Below are 24,295 nucleotides of genomic sequence, written 5' to 3' on the forward strand. Positions count from 1 at the left end.
CGTCCCTGCGGTTCCGGCCCTTCCGCCCGCCCGTTTCCCCTGCTGCCGCCCCTCAAGGAGCCTGTTCGTGGTCCGCGCCGCCGTACTGCCAGCCGTCGGAGCTCCCCTGGAGATCACCGACATCGAACTCCCGGAGCCCGGCCCCGGCCGGGTGAGGGTCGCCCTCGCCGCCGCCGGCGTCTGCCACTCCGACCTCTCGCTGTCCGACGGCACCATGCGGGTGCCCGTCCCCGCCGTCCTCGGCCACGAGGGCGCGGGCACCGTCGTCGCGGTCGGCGAGGGCGTCGGCCATGTGGCGCCGGGCGACGGCGTCGTGCTCAACTGGGCTCCCTCCTGCGGCAGTTGCCACGCCTGCGCGCTGGGCGAGGTCTGGCTGTGCGCGAACGCCCTGAACGGTGCGGGCGCCGTCCACGCCCGGCGCGCGGACGACGGCGGCGAACTGCACCCCGGTCTCAACGTCGCCGCGTTCGCCGAGGAGACGGTGGTCCCCGCGGGCTGCGTCCTGCCCGTTCCGGGCGGTGTCCCGCTCACCGACGCCGCTCTCCTGGGCTGTGCGGTCCTCACCGGATACGGCGCCGTGCACCACTCGGCGCGGCTGCGCGAGGGCGAGACGGTGGCCGTGTTCGGTGCCGGGGGAGTGGGCCTGGCCGCTCTCCAGGCCGCCCGTATCGCCGGTGCCTCGCGCATCGTCGCGGTCGACGTCTCCCCGCACAAGGAGGAACTGGCCCGCCGGGCGGGCGCCACCGACTACGTGGTCGCCTCGGAGAACACCGCCCGTGAGATCAGGGCCCTCACGGGCAAGCAGGGGGTGGACGCCGCCATCGAGTGCGTGGGCCGCGCCGTCACCATCCGCACCGCCTGGGAGTCGACCCGCCGCGGCGGCCGGACCACGGTCGTCGGCATCGGCGGCAAGGACCAGCAGGTCACCTTCAACGCCCTGGAGCTCTTCCACTGGGGACGCACCCTCTCCGGCTGCGTCTATGGCAACTCCGACCCGGCGCGGGACCTGCCCGTGCTGGCCGGACATGTCCGGGAGGGGCGGCTCGACCTGGGTGCCCTGGTGACGGAGCGCATCACCCTCGACGGCATCCCGGCGGCGTTCGACAACATGATCGCCGGCCAGGGCGGGCGGGCCCTGGTGGTCTTCTAGGACCCGTCCGGAAGGGACCCCGGCCGCTCCTGGCGGCGGCCGGCGGTCTCGCCCTGGGCAGCGCGACATTCCGCGTCGTCCACGGCCATCCGGTCCGGCTCACGGGCCGGATCCCGCCGCGTCGCGCCGGTCCGCGGACGCGTCCGGGAGACCGCCACCCCGGCCAGGCAGAGCAGCCCCCCGCCGACGGTGAGCGGCGCGGGCACCTCGTCCAGCAGCAGCCAGGACATCAGCACCACCAGCGCCGGGACCGCGTACGTGGTGGCGCCCATCCGTCCCGCCGTGGTCCTGGCGAGCGCGTAGGCCCAGGTGGTGAAGGCCAGCGCGGTCGGGAAGAGGCCCAGATAGACCATGTTCAGGGTGGCGGACAGCGGTGCGTCGGCGGCGTCGGAGATCAGCGCACCGGAGAACGGCAGGCAGGCGACGGTGCCGACCAGGCAGCCGAAGGTGGTGATCTGCAGCGCGGAGCCGTGCCGCAGGGCGGGCTTCTGGCGCACCACACCGGTCGCGTACGCCACGGCGGCCAGCAGGCACAGCAGTACGCCGAGCACCGACGCGCCGCCGTCACCGGACATCGAGAGCCCCACCACCGCGGCGCCCGCGAACGACACGGCCATGCCCGCCAGCAGCCTGCGGGGCAGCACCTCGCCCAGCATCCGGGCCCCGAGCAGCGCCATCAGCAGGGGGCCGACGTTCACCACCATCGCGGCCGTGCCCGCGTCGACCTGCTGCTCACCCCAGTTCAGCACCACCATGTACAGGCCGAACCAGAGCAGCCCGGACCAGATGATCCCCGGCCAGGCGGCCCGCGGAGGCAGCCCCTCGCGCCGCACCACCAGGAGCGTGCCGAGCGCCAGGGAACCCGCGAGCAGCCGGCCGAGGGCGAGCGCACCGGGAGAGTAGGCGTCGCCGGCGCTGCGGATGGAGACGAAGGCGGAGGCCCACAGCAGCACGGTGGTACCGGCCGCGGCGGCGGCCCGCCAGTCGCGGTGCGGAGCGGGTGGACCGGCGGGGGAGGAGGTCGGGGTCGTCATGGCCACGACCGTAAGGCCGCGACCGTTCGGCCCCTACCGAATTGTTGCCGGCTCGATGCCGAGGTGTTCGTACAACGCACGCTCCCCGTCCGGGGTGGCCTTCACCGCACGGCCTGACCCGATCCGTACGCACCACCCGGTGTCCAGCGCGTGGCGGCACAGCGCGGCACCCGCGACCCCGGCCAGGTGCGGCCTGCGCTCCGTCCAGTCCAGACAGCTCCGTACGAGAGGACGCCGCGAACCGGTCTCCAGGCCGATGCCCCGCTCGCCGAACCAGCGCAGGCCCGCATCGGTGAGCGCGAAGCCGGTTTCCTGCTCCAGCAGTCCCCGTACGGTCATGGCGTCGGCGATCACGATGCCGATCCGCCCCGCGAGATGGTCGTAGCAGGTCCGGCCGCGGGCCATCGCGCTGCTCGCGTTCACCGCGCTCAGGGTGCGCGGACGCTCCGGCGCGGCGCCGGGGACGACCTGGGCCGCCAGGTCCTCGACGAGATGCGCGGTCCGTTCGTCGGCCAGCCGCAGATAGCGGTGGCGGCCCTGCCGCTCCTCGGCCAGCAGCCCGCCCGCGACGAGCTTGCCGAGGTGTTCGCTGGCGGTCGACGGTGCCACGGAGGCGTATCCGGCCAGCTCTCCGGCGGTCCAGGCGCGGCCGTCGAGCAGGGCCAGACAGAAGGCCGCGCGGGTCTCGTCGGCGAGGAGCGCGGCCAGGGCGGCGAGCCGGGGCGCGGCCGGGTCGGGGTGTGCCATGCGTGCCATGCGTGCCATGTGAACCAGGATGCGTCAGGAACGCTTCGGCGCGGGCCGAACCGTTCCGGCCGGCGCCAGCAGCTCGTACTGGACCGAGAGGCCGTCGACCAGGGCCCGCAGCCCGGTCTCGAAGGCCCCCTCGTCGACCTTCTGGCGGCGCTCGGCCAGCAGATGGGCCTGGCCGAGGTGCGGGTAGTCGGCGGGGTCGTACGCCGTCTCGTCGTCGACGAAGCCGCGGGCGAAGGAGCCCAGTGCCGAACCGGTGATGAAGTACCGCATCAGGGCCCCGATGTACGTCGCCTGGGCGGGCGGCCAGCCGGCCCTGACCATCGCTCCGAACACCGCGTCGGCGACCCGGAGACCGGCCGGCCGGCGGCCCGGACCCTGGGCGAGCACCGGAACGATGTGCGGGTGCTCGGTGAGCGCCGCACGATAGGAGACGGCCCAGTCGTGCAGGGCGGTGCGCCAGTCGCGGGGGTCCGACTCGTCGAACATCGACAGGTCGACCTGCGCGGACACGGCGTCCGCGACCGCGTCCAGGATCTCGTCCTTGTTGCGGAAGTGGTTGTAGAGCGAGGGTCCGCTGACCCCGAGTCCGGCCGCGAGCCGACGGGTGGACACGGCGTCGAGCCCCTCGGAGTCCACGAGTGCGCTCGCCGCCTCGACGATGCGGTCTCTGCTCAGGAGGGGCTTGCGCGGTCGGGCCATGCGGCACATAGTAGGGCCTGCAAGCGAAAAACTAGCAGTGCTAATTAAAAGTGGGGAGTCGAAGGATGAACCTGGAGCTCGGCGAGGAGCAGGAAGCCGTCCGGCAGCTCGCCAAGGACTTCGTCGCCCGTGAGATCGCCCCGCACGTCGTGGAGTGGGACCGGGCCGAGAACGTCGACAAGTCGATCGTGAAGAAGCTGGGTTCTGTCGGCTTCCTCGGGCTGACGGTCCCCGAGGAGTACGGCGGCTCGGGCGGCGACCACCTCGCGTACTGCCTGGTCACCGAGGAGCTGGGCCGCGGCGACTCCTCGGTCCGCGGCATCGTCTCCGTCTCCCTCGGGCTCGTCGCCAAGACCATCGCCGCCTGGGGCGACGAGGAGCAGAAGCGGCACTGGCTGCCGAGGCTCACCGCGGGCGAGGCGATCGGCTGCTTCGGCCTCACCGAGCCCGGCACCGGCTCGGACGCCGGAAACCTGACGACGAGGGCCGTCCGGGACGGAGGGGGCACCTCCCGATCGAGCGGAGCCGGGAGTGGGGGAGGCTACGTCATCAACGGCAGCAAGATGTTCATCACCAACGGCACCTGGGCCGACGTGGTGCTGCTCTTCGCCCGCACCAACGACACCCCCGGCCACAGGGGCATATCCGCCTTCCTGGTCCCCACCGACACCCCCGGCCTCAGTCGCCGCACCATCCACGGCAAGCTCGGCCTGCGCGGCCAGGCCACCGCCGAGGTGATCCTGGAGGACGTCCGGGTGCCCGCGTCGGCACTCCTGGGCCCGGAGGGCAAGGGCTTCTCCATCGCCATGTCCGCCCTGGCCAAGGGGCGGATGTCGGTAGCGGCCGGCTGCGTCGGCATCGCGCAGGCCGCCCTCGACGCCGCCGTGGGCTACGCGGGCGAGCGCGAGCAGTTCGGCAAGTCCATCGCGAGCTACCAGCTCGTCCAGGAACTCATCAGCGACATCTCCGTGGACGTCGACGCGGCCCGGCTGCTGACCTGGCGGGTGGCGGACCTCGTCGACCGCGGCGAGGACTTCGCCACCGCCGCCTCCAAGGCGAAGCTCTTCGCCTCCGAGGCCGCCGTCCGCGCCGCCAACAACGCGCTCCAGGTCTTCGGCGGCTACGGCTACATCGACGAGTACCCGGTCGGCAAGCTGCTGCGCGACGCCCGGGTGATGACGCTGTACGAGGGCACCAGCCAGATCCAGAAGCTGATCATCGGCCGCGCGCTGACGGGGGTCTCCGCCTTCTGACCTGCGCTGTCGCTCGAACGGGCGTCTGAGTACCGGTTGAGTACGGGAACGGATGTGGCGCACGCCATGTCGGCCGATGCTGGGCGCATGAGTGAGACAGCAACGGTCAAGCAGCAGGGCACCGCGGCCTTCTACGGCCAGGCCGTCGCCTCCTTCGGGGTGGCGATCGGTGCGGTGGCTCTCGGTATCTACTTCCTCGACGCCGACGCCTGGGTCCGCGGATTCCTCGCGATCGGCGTCCTCTACCTCGTCACCTCCTGCTTCACCCTGGCCAAGGTCATCCGGGACCGCCAGGAGGCGGGGCGGATCGTCAGCCGGGTCGACCAGGCCCGGCTGGAGAAGATCCTCGCCGAGCACGACCCCTTCCAGAAGCTCTGACAGTCCCTCCGGACAAGCCCTAAGCGCTTGCTCAGGTTCGGGGTATGGTGTTCGTCCTGCTGACGAGAGGGGCGAGTGACGATGAGCACGGCGGAGGAGACCGACGGCGACAGCGCGCCGTGGGCCGAGGTGACGCCCGAGGCGGCCAGGCGGCTGCTCGTCGCCGCCGTCGACGCCTTCGCCGAGCGCGGGTACCACGCCACCACCACCCGCGACATCGCGGGCCGGGCGGGGATGAGTCCCGCCGCGCTCTACATCCACTACAAGACGAAGGAAGAGCTGCTCCACCGGATCAGCAGGATCGGCCACGACCGCGCCCTGTTCGTCCTGGAGGCGGCCGCCGACGGCGGAGGTACGGCGGCCGAGCGGCTGGCCGAGGCCGTACGGTGCTTCGTCCGCTGGCACGCCGAGCGGCACACCACCGCCCGCGTGGTCCAGTACGAACTCGACGCCCTCGGCGAGGAGCACCGCGCCGAGATCGTCGAGCTGCGCCGCAGGAGCGACGCGGTGGTGCGCCGGATCATCAGTGAGGGCGTGCGGGCGGGGGAGTTCGATGTTCCCGACGTCCCGGGCACCACGCTCGCGGTGCTCTCGCTCTGCATCGACGTGGCGCGCTGGTTCAACGCGCAGGGCAGCCGGACGCCGGACGAGGTCGGCGAACTCTACGCCGACCTCGTGCTGCGCATGGTCGCGGCGGAACGTCAGAAGTAGCGGAACGTCAGAATCAGCGGTACGTCGGAAGCGGCGGTGCGTCGGAAGCCGCCGCAGGCCGGAAGCGGCGGTACGTCAGAAGTAGTAGCGCGACACCGACTCGGCCACGCACACCGGCTTGTCGCCGCCCTCGCGCTCGACCGTGACGACGGCGGTGACCTGTACCCCGCCCCCGGCCTCCTCGACGCTCCTCAGGACGGCCGAGGCGCGCAGCCGTGAGCCCACGGGCACGGTGGACGGGAAACGGACCTTGTTCGTCCCGTAGTTGATGCCCATCTTCATGCCCTCGACCCGCATGATCTGCGGTACGAGCGCCGGCAGCAGCGAGAGCGTGAGATAGCCGTGCGCGATCGTCGTGCCGAACGGCCCGGTGGCGGCCCGCTCCGGGTCCACATGGATCCACTGGTGGTCGCCGGTGGCCTCGGCGAAGAGGTCGATCCGCTTCTGGTCCACCTCCAGCCAGTCGCTGTGCCCCAGCTGCTCGCCCACCCCGTCGCGCAGCTCCTGCGCGGACGTGAAGATCCTCGGCTCTGTCATGTCCCTGGTCCCTGCCCTTCCAGCTCCAGTCCATCCTTCATCGCGCTGTCTAAGCGCTTGCTCAGCATGGTTGGCGGGTGCGTTCCTGTCAACGACGGACCGGCCGGAGGCGGGCCAGTAGGGTTGGAGGGGTGCCCCAGATCCCACAGACACTCCATGAACTCACGGTCGGACAGCTCTCCGCGCGCAGCGGCGCGGCGGTTTCGGCCCTGCACTTCTACGAGACCAAGGGCCTGATCAGCAGCCGCCGCACCAGCGGTAACCAGCGCCGCTACAGCAGGGACGCGCTGCGCCGGGTCGCGTTCGTCCGTGCGGCGCAGCGGGTCGGCATCCCGCTCGCCACCATCCGGGACGCCCTCGCCGAACTTCCCGAGGAGCGCACCCCGAACCGCGAGGACTGGGCGCGGCTCTCCGCGGCCTGGCGCTCCGAACTGGACGACCGCATCGAGCAGTTGGGGCGGCTGCGGGACCATCTCACCGACTGCATCGGCTGCGGCTGTCTGTCCCTGGAGAACTGCGTGCTCTCCAACCCGAACGATGTCTCCGGCCAGCGGATCAGCGGCTCGCGTCTGATGCCGGAGCGTCCGCCGGCCGAGGGTCCGTAGCTCTGCTCGGAAGCATGTTTGTGTCGGGCCCGACTGTGTCGCTCATGTGCACCCGGGCAGGTGATCAAGAAGGCAACGGCGGTGGGCGCGGACGACGGATGCAACGGGCGGGCCGGACCAGGGGCCGTGGACGTCGGGGAGGGCCGGACGATCGGCGGCCGGTGCCGGCTCGTCGAGCGGCTGGGCCACGGCGGGATGGGTACCGTCTGGCCGGCCCGGGACGAGATGGTGCGCCGGGACGTCGCGATCAAGGAGCCGCGGTTCCCCGACGAGTACTCCGATATCCAGCGGCAACGGTTCTTCGCGCGGATGCTCCGGGAGGAGCGGTCCCTCGCCGGTGTCGTCCACCCCGATGTCGTGGCGCTGCACGACGTCGTCACCGAGGGCGGACAGCCCTGGCTCGTCATGGAGTTGGTGCGGGGCCGTTCCCTGGCGGACCTCCTGGAGGAGGGCACGCTCGCCTCGCCGGAGGCGGCGCGGATCGGCCTCGCGGTGGTCGACGCGCCGGCCGCGGCGCATACGGGCGGGGTGCTGCACCGGAACATCCCGGGACCTGGTCCTGACATGCGGGGCCCCGGGCCCGCCCGCCCGGGTGCCGGGCGGGCGCGGGCCTGCCGGAGAGGTTCGACGCCCGTCACGCCACCGATGCCAGATCCCGCCGAGGTGCGCTCCGGGCCTTCGCCAGTGCCCGCGGGGTGAGCACCGGCTGCGGCACCACGATCCCGCACCCCGTGCAGACCGGCCCCGACCACGGCTCGCACTCCAGATCCTGCCGCCAGCGGATCGCGGCGCCCGCGCACACCGGGCAGACCGTACCGGGCTCCGACTCCAGCGCCGTGATCAGCCGCCGCAGGACCTCGGCGAGCGGCGCCGACGGGTGCACCGCCGGGTCCTCGCACCGCGCGACCCCGTAGCCGCCCCAGGTGCGCCGGTGCCAGTCGTCGAACGCGCCGGGCCGTCGCAGCCCGTCGTGCTTCTCCCGCCTGCGGCGCTCGGCGAACCCCGCCTCGTAACCGAGCCAGACCGCCCGCGCCGCCTCCAGCTCGTCCAGCGCGCGCATCAGCCGCGCCGGATCGGGGGACCGGTCCTCGGGCCCGATCCCGTGCCGGGTGCACAGATGGTCCCAGGTCGCCCGATGCCCGTAAGGGGCGAACCTCTCCAGGCACTTGCGCAGCGAATACCGCCGCAGCGCCAGGTCGCTCCGCGGATCGCGGACCTGTCTCGCAAGACTTCGGAATCCCGCCACCGCACCGTCACCTCCGTCGCTCGTACTTCGGCGTCAAGGAATGGACGTACGGCTGCCCCGTTCGGATCCCACGAAGACTGATGTTGTCCGGAATTCGGCGCGAGCCGTCAGCGCGGCGCCGCAGCCTGCGGCGGCATGTGACGATTCGGAAAAGGTGACGGTTGCTCACCTTACCGGCGGGTCATACCGCCAGTAACCTCCGGCGCATCGGCCTCTCGGAGGAGCACGCATGCCCCCACGCACCGTCAAGTTCAGAGCCGCCACCGTCGCGGCGGTTCTCGCCCTCGGCACCACCCTGCTGGCGGCCTCGCCGCAGGCCGGTGCCGCAGCGGAACCCGCCCCCGTCACCGACTACTGCCAGGGGCAGTGCGACGACATCCTGCCGCCCGGCGAGAACGGCAACGCCACCCTCGTCGACATCCTCGGCAACAAGGCGTTCGGTACGCACCCCGCGCACAGCGACGACCAGCTCGACCGCTACAACGGCCTGGTGGCCGGACAGTCGGGTCTCACCGACCAGAAGCTGACCGACTTCTTCAACGACGCCTCCTTCGGCGTGTCCACGGACCAGGTCGAGTCCGTCACCTCGCCGCGCGACGACGTCACCATCACCCGTGACAAGGCGTCCGGTGTCCCGCACATCAAGGGCACCACCCGGTACGGCACCGAGTTCGGCGCCGGATTCGCCGCCGGGCAGGACCGGCTCTGGCTGATGGACCTCTTCCGGCACATCGGACGCGGCGAACTGACCTCGTTCGCCGGCGGCGCTCTCGCCAACCAGGGCCTGGAGCAGCAGTTCTGGCCGCAGGCCCCGTACACCGAGGCAGATCTCGAAGCCCAGGTCGAGTACATCAGGACCCACGAGGGCGCCCGCGGCGAACAGGCCATGGCGGATGCCCAGGCGTACGTCGACGGCATCAACGCCTACCGCGAGAAGTCCAAGAACGGCCGCTACTTCCCGGGCGAGTACGTCCTCACCGGCAAGATCGACGCCATCACCAACGTCGGCGAGATCCAGCCGTTCAAGCTGACCGACCTGATCTCCATCGCCTCGGTCGTCGGCGGCCAGTTCGGCGGCGGCGGTGGCGGCGAAGTGCAGGCGGCGCTCTCGCTGCTGGCCGCCCAGCAGAAGTACGGCGTCGCCGAAGGCACCAAGGTCTGGGAGTCGTTCCGCCAGCGCGAGGACCCCGAGGCCGTGCTGACGATCCACGACGGCACCTCGTTCCCGTACGCGGGCAAGCCCGCCGAGGCGCGCGGCACCGCGCTGCCCGACGCCGGGTCCGTCACCGCCGACCCCCTCATATACGACCGGACCGGCTCCGCGGGCACCGACAGGAAGGCCCCGGTCAAGGCCCCGGCCACGCTCAAGAAGGCCCAGGGCATCTACGACGACGGCGTGATCCCCGAGGGCTCGCTGCCCGGCTCCGGCTCCGGCGCCCAGAGGCGCGGCATGTCCAACGCCCTGCTGGTCTCCGGCAAGCACACCGCGAGCGGAAACCCCATCGCCGTGTTCGGACCGCAGACCGGCTACTTCGCCCCGCAGCTGATGATGCTCCAGGAACTCCAGGGGCCGGGCATCAGCGCCCGCGGCGTCTCCTTCGCCGGCGTCGGCATGTACATCCAGATGGGCCGTGGCCAGGACTACGCCTGGAGCGCCACCTCGGCAGGCCAGGACATCACCGACACCTACGCCGTCGACCTGTGCGAGCCCGACGGCTCCACACCGACCAAGGACGCCACGCACTACCTCTACCGCGGCACCTGCACCGCCATGGAGACGCTGGAGCGCACCAACTCCTGGAAGCCGACCGTCGCCGACTCCACGGCGAAGGGCTCCTACCGGATGCAGGTGCGGCGCACGAACTACGGCATCGTCACCCACCGCGCCACCGTGGGCGGCAAGCCCGTCGCGTACACCTCGCTGCGCTCCACCTACCGCCACGAGGCCGATTCGATCATCGGCTTCCAGATGCTCAACGATCCGTCGTACGTCAAGGACGCCGCCTCCTTCCAGCAGGCGGCGAGCCATATCGACTACGCCTTCAACTGGTTCTACGCCGACTCCCGCACCGCCGCCTACTACAACAGCGGCATGAACCCGGTGCGCGCGGCGGGCGTCGACCCGGCGCTGCCGGTGCGGGCCGAGCGGGCCTACGAGTGGCAGGGGTACGAGCCGGCCGCCAACACCGCCGCGTACACCCCGTTCGCCGAGCACCCGCACTCCAGCGGGCAGGACTACTACATCTCCTGGAACAACAAGCAGGCCAAGGGGTACGCCGCCGCGGGCTTCGGCCTCAGCGCCGTGCACCGGGGCGATCTGCTGGACGACCGGGTGTCGGAGCTGGTCGAGGAGGGCGGGGTGACGCGTGCGTCCCTCACCCGGGCCATGGCCCAGGCCGCGGTCACCGATCTGCGCGGCGAGCAGCTGCTGCCCGAACTGCTGAAGGTGATCCGCTCCCGGCCGGTGACCGATCCCGAACTGAACGGTGCCGTACAGCAGTTGGAGTCCTGGCGGGCGGCGGGATCGCAGCGCAGGGAGAGCAGCCCCGGTTCGCACGCGTACACCCATGCCGACGCGGTGCGGATCATGGACGCGTGGTGGCCGAAGCTGGTCGAGGCCGAGTTCAGGCCGGGGCTCGGCGACGGCCTGTACGGAGCGCTGACCGCCAACCTCGCCACCGACGAATCCCCGGCGGCGAGCCACGGGCCGAGCGGGGCGCACAGCGGATCCGCGTTCCAGTACGGCTGGTGGGGCTTCGTGGACAAGGACCTGCGCCAGGTCCTGGGGCAGCAGGTCAAGGGGCCGCTGGCCAGGACGTACTGCGGCAACGGCGATCCGGACAGCTGCCGTGACGCACTGCTCGCGTCCCTGAAGCAGGCCGCGGCCCGGCCCGCGACGGAGGTCTATCCGGGGGACGACAGCTGCAAGGCGGGCGAGCAGTGGTGCTCCGACTCGATCGTCCACCGGCCGCTCGGCGGGATCGCCCAGAAGTCCATCCACTGGCAGAACCGCCCGACGTACCAGCAGGTGGTGGAGTTCCCCGCCCACCGGTAGGGGGAACCACGGTGCCGGGCGGGTCCGAAGTTCTCGGGCCCGCCCGGCGCCGTCTCACCGGTACTGGAGGTACCGCTTGCGTACGGCCCGGAACGCGGCGAGATCCTCCGCCCAGGCCCCCACCACCTCGTCCGTGTCCGCCCCCGCGTCGATCATGGTGCGGACCCGGGTGTTGCCGGTGAGCTTGTCGATCCAGTTGTCCGAGCGCCAGGCGAAGCCGCTCCAGGTCCGCTTCGCCGTCACCAGCAGCGCGATCCCCGTGCGCACCGGATCGAAGACCTCGCGGTCCTGGACGTGCAGTTGCACACCGCCGACCGTCTTCCCCTGGAACTTGGAGAACGTCGGCGCGAAGTACGCCTCGCGGAACGCGACCCCGGGCAGGTCCAGCGCGTTCGCCGCCGCCGCCCACCGGTGGTCGACGCCCTCCGCGCCGAGCAGTTCGAACGGCCGGGTCGTGCCGCGCCCCTCGGAGAGGTTCGTGCCCTCGAACAGGCAGGTCCCCGAGTAGACCAGCGCCGTGTCGGGCGTCGGCATGTTGGGGCTCGGCGGTACCCACGGCAGCCCGGTCGCGTCGAAGAAGTCCGAGCGCTTCCACCCGGACATCTTCACGATGCGCAGGTCCACCGGCCGCTCGGCCAGGAACCGGGCGTTGAAGAGCAGCGCCAGTTCGGTGACCGTCATGCCGTGCGCCTGCGCGATCTCCCGGCGGCCCACGAACGTGCCGAACGCCGGGTCGAGCACCGGGCCGAGCGCCGCCCGCCCGGTCACCGGGTTCGGCCGGTCCAGGACGACGAACCGCTTCCCCGCGAGGGCCGCCGCCTCCATGCAGTCGTACAGCGTCCAGATGTACGTGTAGAAGCGGGCGCCGGCGTCCTGGATGTCGAAGACGACCGTGTCCACGCCGGACGCCGTGAAGACATCGGCGAGTGCCTGCCCGCTCTTCAAGTACGTGTCGTAGACCGGGAGTCCGGTCGCCGGGTCGTCGTACCGCCCCTCCGAACCGCCCGCCTGCGCGGTGCCGCGGAAGCCGTGCTCCGGGCCGAAGACGGCGATCAGGTCCACCCGCTCGTCCGGGTGCATCACATCGACGATGTGACGCACGTCGGAGGTGATCCCGGTCGGGTTGGTGACGATCCCGACCTTCTCGCCCTTCAGCAGTGCGTAGCCGTCCGCGGCCAGCCGGTCGAAGCCGGTGCGGACCCGGCCGTGCCCCTTGCCCGGAGCCGGTGCGGCGGTCGCGGCCCCGGCCCCGGCGGCCGTCGCCGCGAGGGCCCCCACCGCACCGCCGGCGGCCAGCAAACCACGTCTGGACAGGCTCATTCGGCTACCTCCATGATCGCGACGCATGTCATGGTCACGCACGCTAGCGCGCGTTCAGGCCATACGGAATGAGCCGGACGGGACGGGTGTGACAGGAGTGCCGCCCGAGCGGCATCCGCCTCTTCCGCTCCGGCATACCGACTGGTTAGTCTGCCAGTGCAGTCGGCTGAGAGAGGCGGGACCCGATGAGTGCGGTGCAGGGCACGGGCGTGGTGGTCACAGGGGCCGGAGGCGGCATCGGAGCCGCGCTGGCCCGCCGGTTCGCCGCGGAGGGTGCGCGGGTCGTGGTCAACGACCTCGACGAGGCGAGGATCAAGACACTGGCCGAGGAGATCGGCGGCATCGCCGTCGCCGGTGACGCCTCGCAGATCGTCGACGCCGCCAGGGACGCGCTCGACGGCACCGTCGACGTCTACTGCGCCAACGCCGGCCTCGCCTCGCCCGGCGACGTCTGCGCCGACGAGGAGGTCTGGGCCGCGGCCTGGGACGTCAATGTGATGGCCCATGTCCGCGCGGCCAGGGCGCTGCTGCCCCACTGGCTGGAGCGCGGCAGCGGACGATTCGTCTCGACCGCCTCCGCCGCCGGACTGCTGACGATGATCGGCGCCGCGCCGTACAGCGTCACCAAGCACGGCGTCGTCGCCTTCGCCGAATGGCTCTCGCTCACCTACCGCCACCGCGGCATCAAGGTCCACGCGATCTGCCCGCAGGGCGTGCGTACGGACATGCTCACCGCCGCCGGATCGGCCGGGGAGCTCGTCCTGGCCCCCAGCGCCATCGAGCCCGAGGCGGTCGCGGACGCGCTCTTCGACGCCATGGCCGAGGACCGCTTCCTCGTCCTGCCGCACCCCGAGGTCGCCGGGTACTACCGGGCCCGCGCCAAGGACACCGACCACTGGCTCGGCAGCATGAACCACCTCCAGCAGAAATGGGAGGAGACCGGCGCATGACCGAGTCGATCTACGCGGCCAAGCCGTGGATCCCCCTGCTCAGCGAGGCCCAGCGGGCCCCCGTCAGCCCGGCCCCCAGCCTCGTCCACGCCTTCCGGGACTCCGTCGCCCGCAGCCCCGGGCACCCCGCTCTCGCCTACTTCGACGGACGCCTGAGCTACCGCGAGACGGACGCGCTCTCCGACTCGGTGGCCGGTCACCTCGCCGCCGAGGGCCTGGAGCGCGGCGACCGCGTCGCGATCATGCTGCAGAACACCCCGCAGTTCGTGCTTGCGCTGCTCGGCGCCTGGAAGGCCGGCGCCACGGTCGTCCCGCTCAATCCGATGTACAAGTCCGGCGAGGTCGGCCACGTACTGAAGGACGCCGAGGTCACCGCGCTGATCTGCGCGGACCGGGCCTGGGAGGCGTATCTGCGGGACACCGCGGCCGGCGCCCCGACGGTACGGATCGCCCTCACCACCAGTGAGCTCGACCTCCAGAGGCAGAACGACGAACGGGTACTCGGCTTCGACCGGCTGCCCGTGCCCGAGGACGCCGACGACCTGGTCGCCGTCGCCCGGCGGGGCACCAGGGCTCCCGAGGGGCGCGAACCCACCGCCGCCGACGTGGCGTTGATCAGCTACACCTCCGGGACCAGCGGCACCCCCAAGGGCGCCATGAACTCCCACGGCAACATCATGATCAACGCCGAGCGCCAGCGGACCGGGCACCCCGTCCCCGAGGGCTCCTCCTACTTCGCGCTCGCCCCGCTCTTCCACATCACCGGCATGGTGTGCCAGCTGGCCGCCTGCCTCACCAACGCGGGCACCCTCGTCCTCGCGTACCGCTTCCACCCCGGCGTCGTCCTCGAAGCCTTCGCCGAACACCGCCCCGCCTACACCGTCGGCCCGTCCACCGCCTTCATGGCGCTGGCCGCCCACCCCGACGCCACCCCCGAGCACTTCACCTCCTTCCGGGTGATTTCCTCGGGCGGCGCGCCGCTGCCGCCCGCCCTGGTCGAGAAGTTCCGGGCGGGCTTCGGCCCGTACATCCGCAACGGCTACGGCCTCACCGAGTGCACCGCCCCCTGCGCCTCCGTACCGCCGGAGCGCGAGGCCCCGGTCGACCCGGTCTCCGGGACCCTGTCCGTCGGTGTCCCCGGCCCCGACACGGTGGTCAGGATCCTCGACGAGAACGGCGAGGAGGTGCCCTTCGGCGAGCAGGGCGAGATCGCGGTCCGGGGCCCGCAGGTGGTCTCCGGCTACTGGCGGCTGCCCGAGGCCACCGCCGCCGCCTTCCCGGAGGGCGAGCTGCGCACCGGCGACATCGGCTTCATGGACAGCGAGGGCTGGCTCTACGTCGTCGACCGCAAGAAGGACATGATCAACGCCTCCGGCTTCAAGGTCTGGCCGCGTGAGGTGGAGGACGTCCTCTACACCCACCCGGCGGTCCGGGAGGCGGCCGTCGTCGGTGTCCCCGACGCCTACCGGGGCGAGACCGTACGCGCCTATGTGAGCCTGCGGCCCGGCGCCTCGGTCGGACCCGAAGAACTGGGCGCGTACTGCAAGGAACGGCTTGCCGCGTACAAGTACCCGCGCGAGGTCGAGATCCTGACCGAACTCCCGAAGACGGCGAGTGGGAAGATCCTCAGGCGGGAACTGCGTTCCCCTCGATGACCGATTCACGCGGAAGGCAGGTGGCGGCAATGGCCAAGGCGACGGACGGGGACCCGGCTCCCGTCCCTCAGCGGCTGCTGGCCGCCGCCACCCGGCTCTTCGCCGAGCAGGGCTACGACCGCACCTCGGTCCAGGAGATCGTCGAGGCGGCGGGCGTCACCAAGGGCGCGCTCTACCACTACTTCGGCTCCAAGGAGGACCTCCTCCAAGAGGTCTACGCCCGGGTGCTCCGCCTCCAGCAGGAGCGCCTCGACGCCTTCGCCGGCGCCGACGCGCCCGTCGAGCAGCGGCTGCGCGACGCCGCGGCGGACGTGGTCGTCACGACCATCGAGAACCTCGACGACGCCTCGATCTTCTTCCGGTCCATGCACCATCTGAGCCCGGAGAAGAACAAGCAGGTCCGGGTGGAGCGGCGCCGCTACCACGAGCGCTTCCGGGCCCTGGTGGAGGAGGGCCAGCGGAGCGGGGTGTTCTCCACGGCCACCCCGGCGGACCTGATCGTCGACTACCACTTCGGTTCGGTCCACCACCTGTCCACCTGGTACCGCCCCGACGGCCCGCTCAGTCAGCAGGAGGTCGCGGACCACCTGGCCGACCTGCTGCTGCGTGCCCTGCGTCCGTAGGCCCTGCGAGCCGGTCGAGGAGCGCTTGGGCCGCCGGGTTGCGGAGCTCGGGGCCACCTGTGCGGACCGAGCCGGGCTCGCGGGGCCCGGACGCCCGCCCGGCGAGGACCACGGTCCGGCCGGGCTCCGGCCGGCGGATGCTCAGACACGGCAGCCCCGCGTCCTCGCCGATCCGCCGTGGCACGATCGCCACGCCGATCCCGGCCCGTACGAGATCGACGAGCAGCCGGATCTGGGTGACGTCGCAGGTGATCCGGCGCTCCAGCCCGCAGTGCGCGGCCAGCCTCCGCACCGCGGTCTCCGGGCCGGTGCCCGCGCGGAAGTCCACGAACGGTTCGTCGGAGAGGTCCTTGATCAGGGTGCGCCCGGCGGTCGCCGGCCGATGGCCCGGCGCGGTGATGAGCACCAGGTCCTCGTGCCAGGTCGCGAACCCGACGATGCCTTCGGGGAGTTCGGCGGCGTCCGGTGCGAGATGGGCGAGGTCCAGCTCACCGGCCCGCAGCCCCGCGACCAGCTCCGGTGTCGTCGCCTCGCGCAGCGAGATCTGCACCCCCGGCCACAGCCGGTGGTACGAGGCCGCTCGGCCGCCAGATCCACGCAGGTCAGCGTCTGGATCGTGCCGATCCTGCCCCGGCCGGTCACCAGCCCCGCCACGGCCGCCACCGCGTCCCGGGCCGCCTCCGTCCCGGCGAGCACCGACCGGGCCGCGGGCAGCAGTGCCCGGCCCGCCTCGGTGAGGTCACCCGCCTGTCGGTCCGGTCGAACAGATCGGCCCCCAGCTCCCGTTCGAGGTTGCGCACGGAGGTGCTCAGCGCGGACCGCACGATCGGCTCGGCACGGGCGGCGGCGGTGAAACCGCCGTGCGTGACCACCGCCATGAAGTGGCGGAGTTGGCGTGGCTCCATCCATCCACGCCATCGATCGCAGCCGGCTGAACCATCTGTTGGACCGATCACGGGTGCGGGCCGAAGCTGGAGGTATGACTCACATCCAGTCGTCCGCGCACGTCCCCGCACTCTGGACCGCGGCGTACGGCCCCCACCACGCGCCGGCCGTGCGCTTCGCCGCCCGGTGCCTGCTGCGGGTGAGGGCCTTCGTACGCGATCTGGCGCTGGCGGACCACGTGGGTTCCGGCGGCTACTGAGGCAGCCCTTGGAGGGAGCGAAGGCCCGAAACCCGTTGGTGGGGCCGGAGCGCGCGCGGTTAGCATCCGACGATGCGAACGCCGGTCGACGAACAGTTCCGCGCCCTGGGCCGACTGATCGGGCACGAGGACCCCGGGCAGCGTCATCTCGGGCTGGTCCGGCTGACCGAGCGCGTCACCGGGTGCCCCCCGTTCGACGACGGGGAGATGGACGCACTCGCCGGGCTGCTGCCCGCATCGCTGACCGGACTGCCGGAGGCCGATCTCCTCCTGGCCGGGCTCTACGAGCGACTCGGCCACCGTCTGAGGGGCCGTCCCCGGCCGCCGTGGCGCACGTCCGGGCAACTGCCGGTACGGGTACGGATCGCCTGGCTGCGCGCCGATGTGTTCCACGATCCCGAGGTGCTCCGCGACGAGGCCCCGGGTGAACTCCTCTACCAGGCCGTGCGGGGGGCGGGCATCACCGGTACGCACCGGCCGGCGCGGCTCGTGGACGAACTGGCGGGCAGCGGTGATCCGGTGCTTCAGGCCGAGGCGCTGCGGCTGGCCCGGGAGGGGCTGCACGCCGGACTGCTGGCCCCGGCGCTGGTCCGGGAGGACCTGATCGGTCTGCTGGGAGCCGGCAGCGCCCCGGTCGTCGCCGGTGCGCTGGGCGGACTCGCCGAACCGTGGGCGTCGACGGACCCGCTGCCGCCCGGCCTCCTCGCTCCGTTCCTCTCCGCCGATCCGGTACGGCCGAGGTCCGGGGGACCGGCGGAGGGTCCGGTGCGGGGACAGGCCGGGGGACCGGCGGAGGACGCTGTGCGGGAATGCCCCGCGGTGGCCGATGCCGCCCTCGCTGCCGCCGCGCGCCACGGCCACCGGGACCTGCTGCGCCACGTCGTCGGCGACCCCGGTCTTCCGCCGGGCCTTCGCCGGCGCGGGATGGAACTGCTCGGCGAGCTGGCGGACCGCGACGACATCGGCGAGCTGACGGCCGTCGCCGCCCGTGATCCCCTGCTGCTCGGCGGCCCGGCCGTGGCCTGCCTGCGCGGTCTCCACCGGCGCGGGCACTTCCCGGACGGTCCCCACGTCTCCGCCGTCATCGGCCTGGCCCTGTCCGATCACTCGATCCCGCCCCGCGACGTGGCGACGATCCTCTTCACCTCCCGGAAGGAAACGCTCCGGGTACTGACGGACGCACCGGCCGACGATCCGGGCTGGCCGCGACGGCTCGCCCTGCTGGTGGCCCTGGCCGGGCAAGGAGCCGACGATCTCCCGATCGGGGACGCCGTCGCACACGTACTGCCCTCCGCCCCCGCCCCCGGGCCGTTCCTCGACGCGATCCGCGAACTGCGCCACGAGGGTGCCGAGGAGGCCGTGATCGCCCTGCTGCCCTCGGCGCCGGCCGCGGCCCTGGACGCGCTGGAGGCGATCGGAGGCGACCGGACGGTACTGGCCCTGCGCGAAGGGCTGGGCCTCACCACGGACGGGACAGCGCCCCATCTGCGCGCCGTACGCAACCGCGCCCTCGAACTGCTGTGGCAGCTGAACCGCGATCCGGTGCAGCGCCGCGCCCTTCTCGTACGGCTCGACCCCGTCGATCTGCCGCCGCGCATCGCGGCCGACCTCGGCGGACCGGACGAGCGCGAACTGGCCCTGCTGAGTTCCCACCTGGACCCGGACGCGCCGGTGGCGGCGCTGTGCCGGCTGGCGGCCCACGGCAACGCCGGCACCCTCCCGGTCATCGCCGACCTGCTGCTGCGCATCGTGGCCGAGCAGGCCGCGTCGAGGAGCCCGGACGCGGCGCCCCGGACAGGGGAGCACGGACAGCCGGCCGGTGAGCCCGCGGTGCCGCAGGAGGTCCTGGACGCCGTGAGCGCCCTGGGCCGCCGGCTCCACGGACGGGGCGCGATCCGGCCCGTCTGCCTGCTCGGCACCACGGACGCCCGGGAGGCCGGGCACGCACTGGTGGCGACGGTGGCGCTGGATCTGCTGGACCGCCCCGGACTGTCCGACGACGAGCAGGTGGTCCTGCTCGAACTGCTGCTCAGGGCCCCCTGGACGGGCACCCGTGCGCGGGTGCACCGACTGCTGCGCCACCGCGACCGGCACGTACGCAAGCACGTCATCGCCCTGCTCGCCCGCGACACCACGGGTGAGGACGCCCAGGCGCTCTCGGCCACGCTGATCGCGCTGACGAGGGCCCAGGACGTCCAGACCGTCCGGCAGGCGCTGCTCGCGCTGGGCCATGGCCGGGCCCACTGGGCGAGCGCCGCGATCTCCGCATGTCTCGACCATCCGAACATGAACATCAGGAAGACGGCGGCCGAGGCGCTGGTCCGGGCGGGCACACCGGTGGCGCTCCCGAAGCTCCTCTTCCGGCTCGGGCACGACGGCAACCCCGGACTGCGCGCCGCACTCGTCGCGGCCCTGCGCGCCGTCCTCGGCGACGCCTATGCGGCCACCCTCGTCGCCGCCGCCGAACACAGCCGGGACGACGGCACCCGCCAACTGCTGCTGGAGGGCCTCCACGGCGTCCTCGCCGCACGTTCGGTCCTCGCACTGGACGACCAGGAGTCACCGGTGGCGGTCACCCTGCTCACCCTGGTGGCGTCCCGCCGGGTCGGACTGGCCTTCGGCACCGTGAAGGATCTGGCGATACCCATGGCCAGGCACGGGATCACCGCACCGGCCGCCGGAGACCCGTCATCGGTGGCCGGCGAGGCGGACCGCGACATCGAGGACCTGGTGACCGGGGGCTGGGATCCCGAGGTCGCGCTGCGCGTCGTCGAGCGGGACGAGCCGCTCGGCCCCGACCGGTCGGAACAGCTGCGGCCGATGCTGGCCGACTGGCTCCGGCTGGCGGGCTCCCGCCCGGAGCTCCGGAGCAAGGCGCTCGGGAGCAAGGAGCCCCGGAACCAGGAGCCCCGGAACCACGAGCCCCGGAGCAAGGCGCTCCGGAGCAAGGTGGTGCGGTTCGCGCTGCGGCTCTGCGCCGAGCCCCGGGGCGACGCGGAGCTCACGGCGTTCGCCCGGTCCGCCCCGCTCCTGATGGACGCGCTTGCCGACGCCCTGGGCAAGGACCGGCACGACCTGATCGCGGTGCTCGAAGCGGTCGCGCCGATGCTGACGGCCACCGGAAAGCCGGCCGCCGTCGCCGCGGTACGGGCCCTGCGCCCCGCGCCGGCGACGCCGAGCCGGTCCACGCTGACGCTGCTGCGCCGCCTCGGCGCGGTACCGGTCCGCGCCGACCTCGACCGGGCGCTCGCGGGCGCCAGGCTCGGCGCCGACCCCTGGCGGGCCGAAACCGCCGTGCTCCGGGAGGCCTTCGCCGTCCCGGAGACCGCCGACGGGCCCCTGCCCGCCGGAACCCGGGCCTGGCAAATCGCGCTGGACGACGCGGTCCGTACACCGGGCGCACTGGAGGAGTTCCGCCGACGGGACGACGGCGCGGTCCCCTCGCGGGACCGGCTGACCGCGCTGATCGAGGCCCATCGGGGCGCCGACCCCGGGGTCCGGGCCGCGCTCATCGACTGGATGACGCTGCTCCAGCCCATCGACGCGCCGCCCTGGACCATCGCCGAGACCGCCCACGCGCCGACGTCACCACCGCGACGGGTACGCGTCGACGACCTGGACCAGCCGCGTTCGGCGGCCCTGCGGGAGCGGCTGCTGGCCATGCTGGGATCGGCCGAGGCGGACCGCAGGCAGACCGCGGCCCAGGTGCTGGCGCGGTGGCCCGAGCCGGAGGCCCGTCTGGCGGTCCTGCGCGCGTACCTCCACGGCCGGGTCGGGCTGCCCGCCGGCGTCGACCCGGCCCGCGCACTGGGCGCCGTCGACGAGACGGAACTCCGGGGCGACGGGATCCTGCGCGACAGGGTGGCGCGCGCGGCTGCCGGGCTCGACCCGTGGGAACTGGAACGGCTGGTCCCGCTGCTGCTGGAGTGGTGGGAACACGCGCCGCCCGCCCTGGGCCGGGCCGTCGGCGACGCGTTGCGCGCGTACCCCGCCGACGCGCTGGCCGGGGCACTGGGCGACCGCCTCGACGCCGGGGCTTGGGGCTTCCTGGATCTGCTCGTCGGCCGCCCGCTGCTGCGCACCCCGGCGCTGACGCGGACCTGCCGACGCCTGCGTACCGAAGGGCGCGACGAACTCGCCGACCGGCTCCTGCTCGTGGAGGGACCGCTGCGCGGCCCGGACGCCGGGCGGCAGGACGCGGCGGCACTGGCGGTGCTCCGCGACCGTGGTGCGGCCGTACCCGCCGGGACCGGCCATCGCCCGACCCGGCAGGAACTGCTGGACCTGGCCGGAACCGGCACGCCGGAGCAGATCTGCCGGGCGCTCACGGAACTGGCCGGGGCGCACACCGGCCCGGAGCCGGACCAGGACCGGCAACTCCGTGATCTGATCGGCGAGTTGATCACGCACCCCCGGTCCAAGGTCCGGCTGCGCGCCCATCGGGCCTCCCGGGTGATGCTCGGCCGGCCGGCCCATCTGCGCCACACCGAACTCCTGCTGGACGACCCCCGGCCGGACGTGGTGCGCATGGCGATCCGGACGCTCTGCCGGGCGGGCTGGGAGCCGGCGATTCCCGCGGTGACGGGACTGCTCGGGCACCCGCACGCCGTCGTGCGCGAGGCGGCGGCCGAGGGGCTGGTCGAGCTGGGCGGGGCGGCGGTCCCGGCCCTCCGCAACGCCGCCGCCCATGCCCGGCCCGACCGGCGCTGCCTGTACACGGAGGTACTGGACCGGATCAGGGCCGCTGAACACTGAGGAGTGACCCGCAATCCCTGGCCGGCCCCCGGGCCGCCGTCTACACGTACCGCTTGATCTCCCGCCGGGCCAGCGACCGCTGATGCACCTCGTCCGGGCCGTCCGCCAGCCGCAACGTCCGTGCGGCTGCCCACAGTTCGGCCAGCGGGAAGTCCTGGCTCACCCCGCCCGCGCCGTGCAGCTGCACCGCCCGGTCGATGATGTCGACCACCGCGCGCGGGGTGGCGATCTTGATGGCCTGGATCTCCGTGTGCGCGCCCCGGTTGCCCACCGTGTCCATCAGCCAGGCCGTCTTCAGCACCAGCAGCCGCAGCTGCTCCACCGTGACCCGCGCGTCCGCGATCCAGTTCTGCACGACGCCCTGCTGGGCGAGCGGCTTGCCGAAGGAGGTACGGGACACCGCCCGCCGGCACATCAACTCGATGGCCCGCTCGGCCATGCCGATCAGCCGCATGCAGTGGTGGATCCGGCCCGGCCCCAGCCGTGCCTGGGCGATGGCGAAGCCGCCGCCCTCCTCGCCGATCAGATTCCCGGCCGGCACCCGCACATCGGTGAGGACGACTTCCGCGTGACCGCCGTGGTAATGGTCCTCGTACCCGTACACCTGCATGGCGCGGCGCACTTCGAGGCCGGGGGTGTCGCGGGGGACCAGGATCATCGACTGCTGGCGGCGGATGTCGGGGCTGTCCGGGTCGGTCTTGCCCATCACGATGAAGATCTTGCAGTCCGGGTTCATCGCCCCGGAGATGTACCACTTGCGGCCGTTGACGACGTAGTCCCCGCCGTCGCGCACGATCCGGGTCTCGATGTTCGTCGCGTCCGACGAGGCGACCTCGGGCTCCGTCATCGCGAACGCCGAGCGGATCTCACCGGCCAGCAGCGGCTCCAGCCACTGCTTCTTCTGCTCGTCCGTGGCGAACTGGTGGAGCACCTCCATGTTCCCGGTGTCGGGAGCCGCGCAGTTGAGCGCGGTCGGCGCCAACTGCGGTGACCGGCCGGTGATTTCGGCGAGCGGTGCGTACTGGAGATTGGTCAGCCCGGCCCCGTGCTCGGCGTCCGGGAGGAAGAGGTTCCACAGACCCTGCCTGCGCGCCTCGGCCTTCAGGTCCTCGACGATCCGCGGGGTGTCCCACGGGGAGGCCAGCAGCGCGCGCTGCTCGTCCGCGATCTTCTCGGCCGGGTGGACGTGCTCGTCCATGAAGGCGAGCAGCTTGGCGCGCAGCTCTTCGGTGCGGGCGTCGAATGCGAAGTCCATGGGGGTGATCAGCCTTCCTGGAGGGTGGTGAGGCCGTGCTCGATGAAGACCGGGACGAGATCGCCGATGCGGTCGAAGCCGGCGCCGACGGTCTGGCCCAGGGCGTAGCGGTAGTGGATGCCCTCCAGGATCACGGCGAGCTTGAACCAGGCGAACGCCGTGTACCAGGAGATGGCGGAGGTGTCCCGGCCGGAGCGGGCGGCATAGCGCTCGATCAGTTCGGCGGGGGAGGGGTGGCCCGCCGCGCCGCTGGTGGTGGAGACCGGCGAGTCGGCCAGACCGAGGTCGGAGCTGTACATCACCAGCAGGCCGAGGTCGGTCAGGGGATCGCCGAGCGTCGACATCTCCCAGTCGAGGACGGCCTTGATCCGGTCGTCCGAGCCGATCAGGACGTTGTCCAGCCGGTAGTCGCCGTGCACGACGGTGGGCGCGGACGAGACGGGCAGCTCGCGCCCGAGCGCGGCGTGCAGTTCGTCGATGCCGGGCAGCTCGCGGTTGCGCGACGCGTCCAGCTGTTTGCCCCAGCGGCGCAGCTGCCGGTCGAGGAAGCCCTCGGGGCGCCCGAAGTCGCCGAGTCCGACGGACTCCGGGTCCACGGCGTGCAGTGCGACGAGGGTGTCGACGAGCCCGAGGACCGCCTCCCGGGTGCGCTCGGCGCCCAGCGGGGCGAGCTGCTCGGCGGTGCGGTACGGGGTGCCCTCGACGTACTCCATGACGTAGAAGGGCGACCCGATCACCGAGTCGTCCTCGCAGAGCAGCACCGGCTCGGGCACCGGAACGGCCGTCGGGTGCAGGGCGCTGATCACCCGGTGCTCGCGCCTCATGTCGTGCGCGGTGGCCAGCACATGGCCCAGCGGGGGCCTGCGGACGACCCAGCGGCCGGTGCCGTCCGTGACGGTGTACGTCAGGTTCGACCGGCCGCCCTCGATCAGCCGGGCTTCGAGCGGTCCGCTCACCAGCCCCGGCCGCTCGCGGTCGAGATGTCCGCGCAGCCGGTCGAGGTCGAGACCTGGCGGGGGGACTGAGCTCATCGTGCGCACCTCCGAGGGGGTGAAAGACGGTCGGAGACCATCATGCCGACCAGTCGGTATGTCGTCCAGTGCGTGCCCGGGATCCATCGGGTGGAGTCGCGTCCGGATCCGACGGGCGGACTCGCGTCCTCCTTGGCG

Annotated in this window: 20 protein-coding genes and 1 pseudogene; 12 read left to right on the forward strand and 9 right to left on the reverse strand. The window is 72.6% G+C overall.

Features of this window, described 5'->3' with window-relative positions; all coding sequences use genetic code 11:
- Positions 1–67: 67 nt before the first annotated feature.
- Positions 68–1,150 carry a Zn-dependent alcohol dehydrogenase gene (locus ACFV8T_RS10690; protein WP_385326393.1) on the forward strand — a complete coding sequence of 361 codons (1,083 nt, stop codon included), beginning with the start codon at positions 68–70 and terminating at the stop codon, positions 1,148–1,150.
- Here the strand turns inward: ACFV8T_RS10690 and ACFV8T_RS10695 are convergent.
- The 3 genes from ACFV8T_RS10695 to ACFV8T_RS10705 are packed head-to-tail and all read right to left on the reverse strand — an operon-like array spanning position 1,147 to position 3,639.
- On the reverse strand, positions 1,147–2,184 hold the full coding sequence (locus ACFV8T_RS10695; protein ID WP_385326394.1) for a DMT family transporter: 1,038 nt from the start codon (positions 2,182–2,184) through the stop codon (positions 1,147–1,149). The genes ACFV8T_RS10690 and ACFV8T_RS10695 overlap by 4 nt on opposite strands.
- 33 nt (positions 2,185–2,217) lie before the next feature.
- On the reverse strand, positions 2,218–2,940 hold the full coding sequence (locus tag ACFV8T_RS10700; RefSeq protein WP_385326816.1) for an ArsR/SmtB family transcription factor: 723 nt from the start codon (positions 2,938–2,940) through the stop codon (positions 2,218–2,220).
- A gap of 24 nt (positions 2,941–2,964) precedes the next feature.
- Positions 2,965–3,639 carry a TetR/AcrR family transcriptional regulator gene (locus ACFV8T_RS10705; protein ID WP_266421460.1) on the reverse strand — a complete coding sequence of 225 codons (675 nt, stop codon included), beginning with the start codon at positions 3,637–3,639 and terminating at the stop codon, positions 2,965–2,967.
- Between the two features lie 65 nt (positions 3,640–3,704).
- Between ACFV8T_RS10705 and ACFV8T_RS10710 the strand changes: the two genes are divergently transcribed.
- The 3 genes from ACFV8T_RS10710 (at position 3,705) to ACFV8T_RS10720 (ending at position 5,981) form a co-directional block, all read left to right on the forward strand.
- Complete coding sequence (locus ACFV8T_RS10710; protein ID WP_385326396.1) at positions 3,705–4,892, forward strand: acyl-CoA dehydrogenase family protein; 1,188 nt, start codon at positions 3,705–3,707, stop codon at positions 4,890–4,892.
- A gap of 87 nt (positions 4,893–4,979) precedes the next feature.
- Positions 4,980–5,270 (forward strand): YiaA/YiaB family inner membrane protein, encoded by a 291-nt coding sequence (locus ACFV8T_RS10715; protein ID WP_266421465.1) that lies wholly within the window; start codon positions 4,980–4,982, stop codon positions 5,268–5,270.
- Positions 5,271–5,351: 81 nt separating this feature from the next.
- Positions 5,352–5,981 carry a TetR/AcrR family transcriptional regulator gene (locus ACFV8T_RS10720; RefSeq protein ID WP_385326398.1) on the forward strand — a complete coding sequence of 210 codons (630 nt, stop codon included), beginning with the start codon at positions 5,352–5,354 and terminating at the stop codon, positions 5,979–5,981.
- A 75-nt stretch (positions 5,982–6,056) separates the two neighbouring features.
- Here ACFV8T_RS10720 and ACFV8T_RS10725 read toward each other — a convergent pair whose 3' ends face one another.
- On the reverse strand, positions 6,057–6,518 hold the full coding sequence (locus ACFV8T_RS10725; RefSeq protein WP_266421469.1) for a MaoC family dehydratase: 462 nt from the start codon (positions 6,516–6,518) through the stop codon (positions 6,057–6,059).
- 131 nt (positions 6,519–6,649) lie between these two features.
- Between ACFV8T_RS10725 and soxR the strand changes: the two genes are divergently transcribed.
- Complete coding sequence (gene soxR / locus ACFV8T_RS10730; RefSeq protein WP_385326400.1) at positions 6,650–7,123, forward strand: redox-sensitive transcriptional activator SoxR; 474 nt, start codon at positions 6,650–6,652, stop codon at positions 7,121–7,123.
- A gap of 60 nt (positions 7,124–7,183) precedes the next feature.
- A complete protein-coding gene (locus ACFV8T_RS10735) occupies positions 7,184–7,822 on the forward strand; it encodes a serine/threonine-protein kinase (RefSeq protein WP_385326402.1) in 639 nt (212 codons plus the stop codon).
- Here ACFV8T_RS10735 and ACFV8T_RS10740 read toward each other — a convergent pair.
- Entirely contained in the window at positions 7,758–8,369 is a 612-nt protein-coding gene (locus tag ACFV8T_RS10740; RefSeq protein WP_385326404.1) for a hypothetical protein, read from the reverse strand. The two genes, ACFV8T_RS10735 and ACFV8T_RS10740, sit on opposite strands and share 65 nt — an antisense overlap.
- 229 nt (positions 8,370–8,598) lie before the next feature.
- Between ACFV8T_RS10740 and ACFV8T_RS10745 the strand changes: the two genes are divergently transcribed.
- Positions 8,599–11,424, forward strand: a complete 2,826-nt coding sequence (locus ACFV8T_RS10745) for a penicillin acylase family protein (protein WP_385326405.1) — start codon at positions 8,599–8,601, stop codon at positions 11,422–11,424.
- A 54-nt stretch (positions 11,425–11,478) separates the two neighbouring features.
- On the opposite strand, the gene ACFV8T_RS10750 is transcribed toward ACFV8T_RS10745, so the two are convergent.
- On the reverse strand, positions 11,479–12,744 hold the full coding sequence (locus tag ACFV8T_RS10750; RefSeq protein WP_385326406.1) for an exo-beta-N-acetylmuramidase NamZ domain-containing protein: 1,266 nt from the start codon (positions 12,742–12,744) through the stop codon (positions 11,479–11,481).
- A gap of 185 nt (positions 12,745–12,929) precedes the next feature.
- Between ACFV8T_RS10750 and ACFV8T_RS10755 the strand changes: the two genes are divergently transcribed.
- Genes ACFV8T_RS10755 through ACFV8T_RS10765 form a run of 3 tightly spaced genes read left to right on the forward strand, consistent with a single transcriptional unit; the run spans position 12,930 to position 15,972 of the window.
- A complete protein-coding gene (locus tag ACFV8T_RS10755; RefSeq protein WP_385326407.1) occupies positions 12,930–13,694 on the forward strand; it encodes an SDR family oxidoreductase in 765 nt (254 codons plus the stop codon).
- The gene (locus ACFV8T_RS10760; RefSeq protein ID WP_385326408.1) at positions 13,691–15,349 is read left to right on the forward strand and encodes an AMP-binding protein; all 1,659 of its coding nucleotides are present in this window, start codon (positions 13,691–13,693) and stop codon (positions 15,347–15,349) included. Before ACFV8T_RS10755 ends, ACFV8T_RS10760 begins: the two co-directional genes overlap by 4 nt.
- A gap of 29 nt (positions 15,350–15,378) precedes the next feature.
- On the forward strand, positions 15,379–15,972 hold the full coding sequence (locus ACFV8T_RS10765; RefSeq protein ID WP_385326410.1) for a TetR/AcrR family transcriptional regulator: 594 nt from the start codon (positions 15,379–15,381) through the stop codon (positions 15,970–15,972).
- Here ACFV8T_RS10765 and ACFV8T_RS10770 read toward each other — a convergent pair.
- Positions 15,911–16,877: pseudogene (locus ACFV8T_RS10770) on the reverse strand (LysR family transcriptional regulator). The gene ACFV8T_RS10765 and the pseudogene ACFV8T_RS10770 overlap by 62 nt on opposite strands.
- A gap of 74 nt (positions 16,878–16,951) precedes the next feature.
- On the opposite strand from ACFV8T_RS10770, the gene ACFV8T_RS10775 reads away from it, so the two are divergent.
- Together ACFV8T_RS10775 and ACFV8T_RS10780 are read left to right on the forward strand one after the other, a co-directional pair.
- Entirely contained in the window at positions 16,952–17,116 is a 165-nt protein-coding gene (locus tag ACFV8T_RS10775; RefSeq protein ID WP_385326412.1) for a hypothetical protein, read from the forward strand.
- A 72-nt stretch (positions 17,117–17,188) separates the two neighbouring features.
- Positions 17,189–21,871 carry a HEAT repeat domain-containing protein gene (locus tag ACFV8T_RS10780; RefSeq protein ID WP_385326413.1) on the forward strand — a complete coding sequence of 1,561 codons (4,683 nt, stop codon included), beginning with the start codon at positions 17,189–17,191 and terminating at the stop codon, positions 21,869–21,871.
- A 40-nt stretch (positions 21,872–21,911) separates the two neighbouring features.
- Here ACFV8T_RS10780 and ACFV8T_RS10785 read toward each other — a convergent pair whose 3' ends face one another.
- Positions 21,912–23,126: an acyl-CoA dehydrogenase family protein gene (locus ACFV8T_RS10785; protein ID WP_385326414.1), complete on the reverse strand. Its 1,215-nt coding sequence runs from the start codon at positions 23,124–23,126 to the stop codon at positions 21,912–21,914.
- Between the two features lie 8 nt (positions 23,127–23,134).
- A complete protein-coding gene (locus tag ACFV8T_RS10790; RefSeq protein ID WP_385326416.1) occupies positions 23,135–24,157 on the reverse strand; it encodes a phosphotransferase family protein in 1,023 nt (340 codons plus the stop codon).
- Positions 24,158–24,295: the final 138 nt, after the last annotated feature.

Source organism: Streptomyces sp. NPDC059832 (assembly GCF_042731715.1).
Lineage (GTDB): Bacteria > Actinomycetota > Actinomycetes > Streptomycetales > Streptomycetaceae > Streptomyces.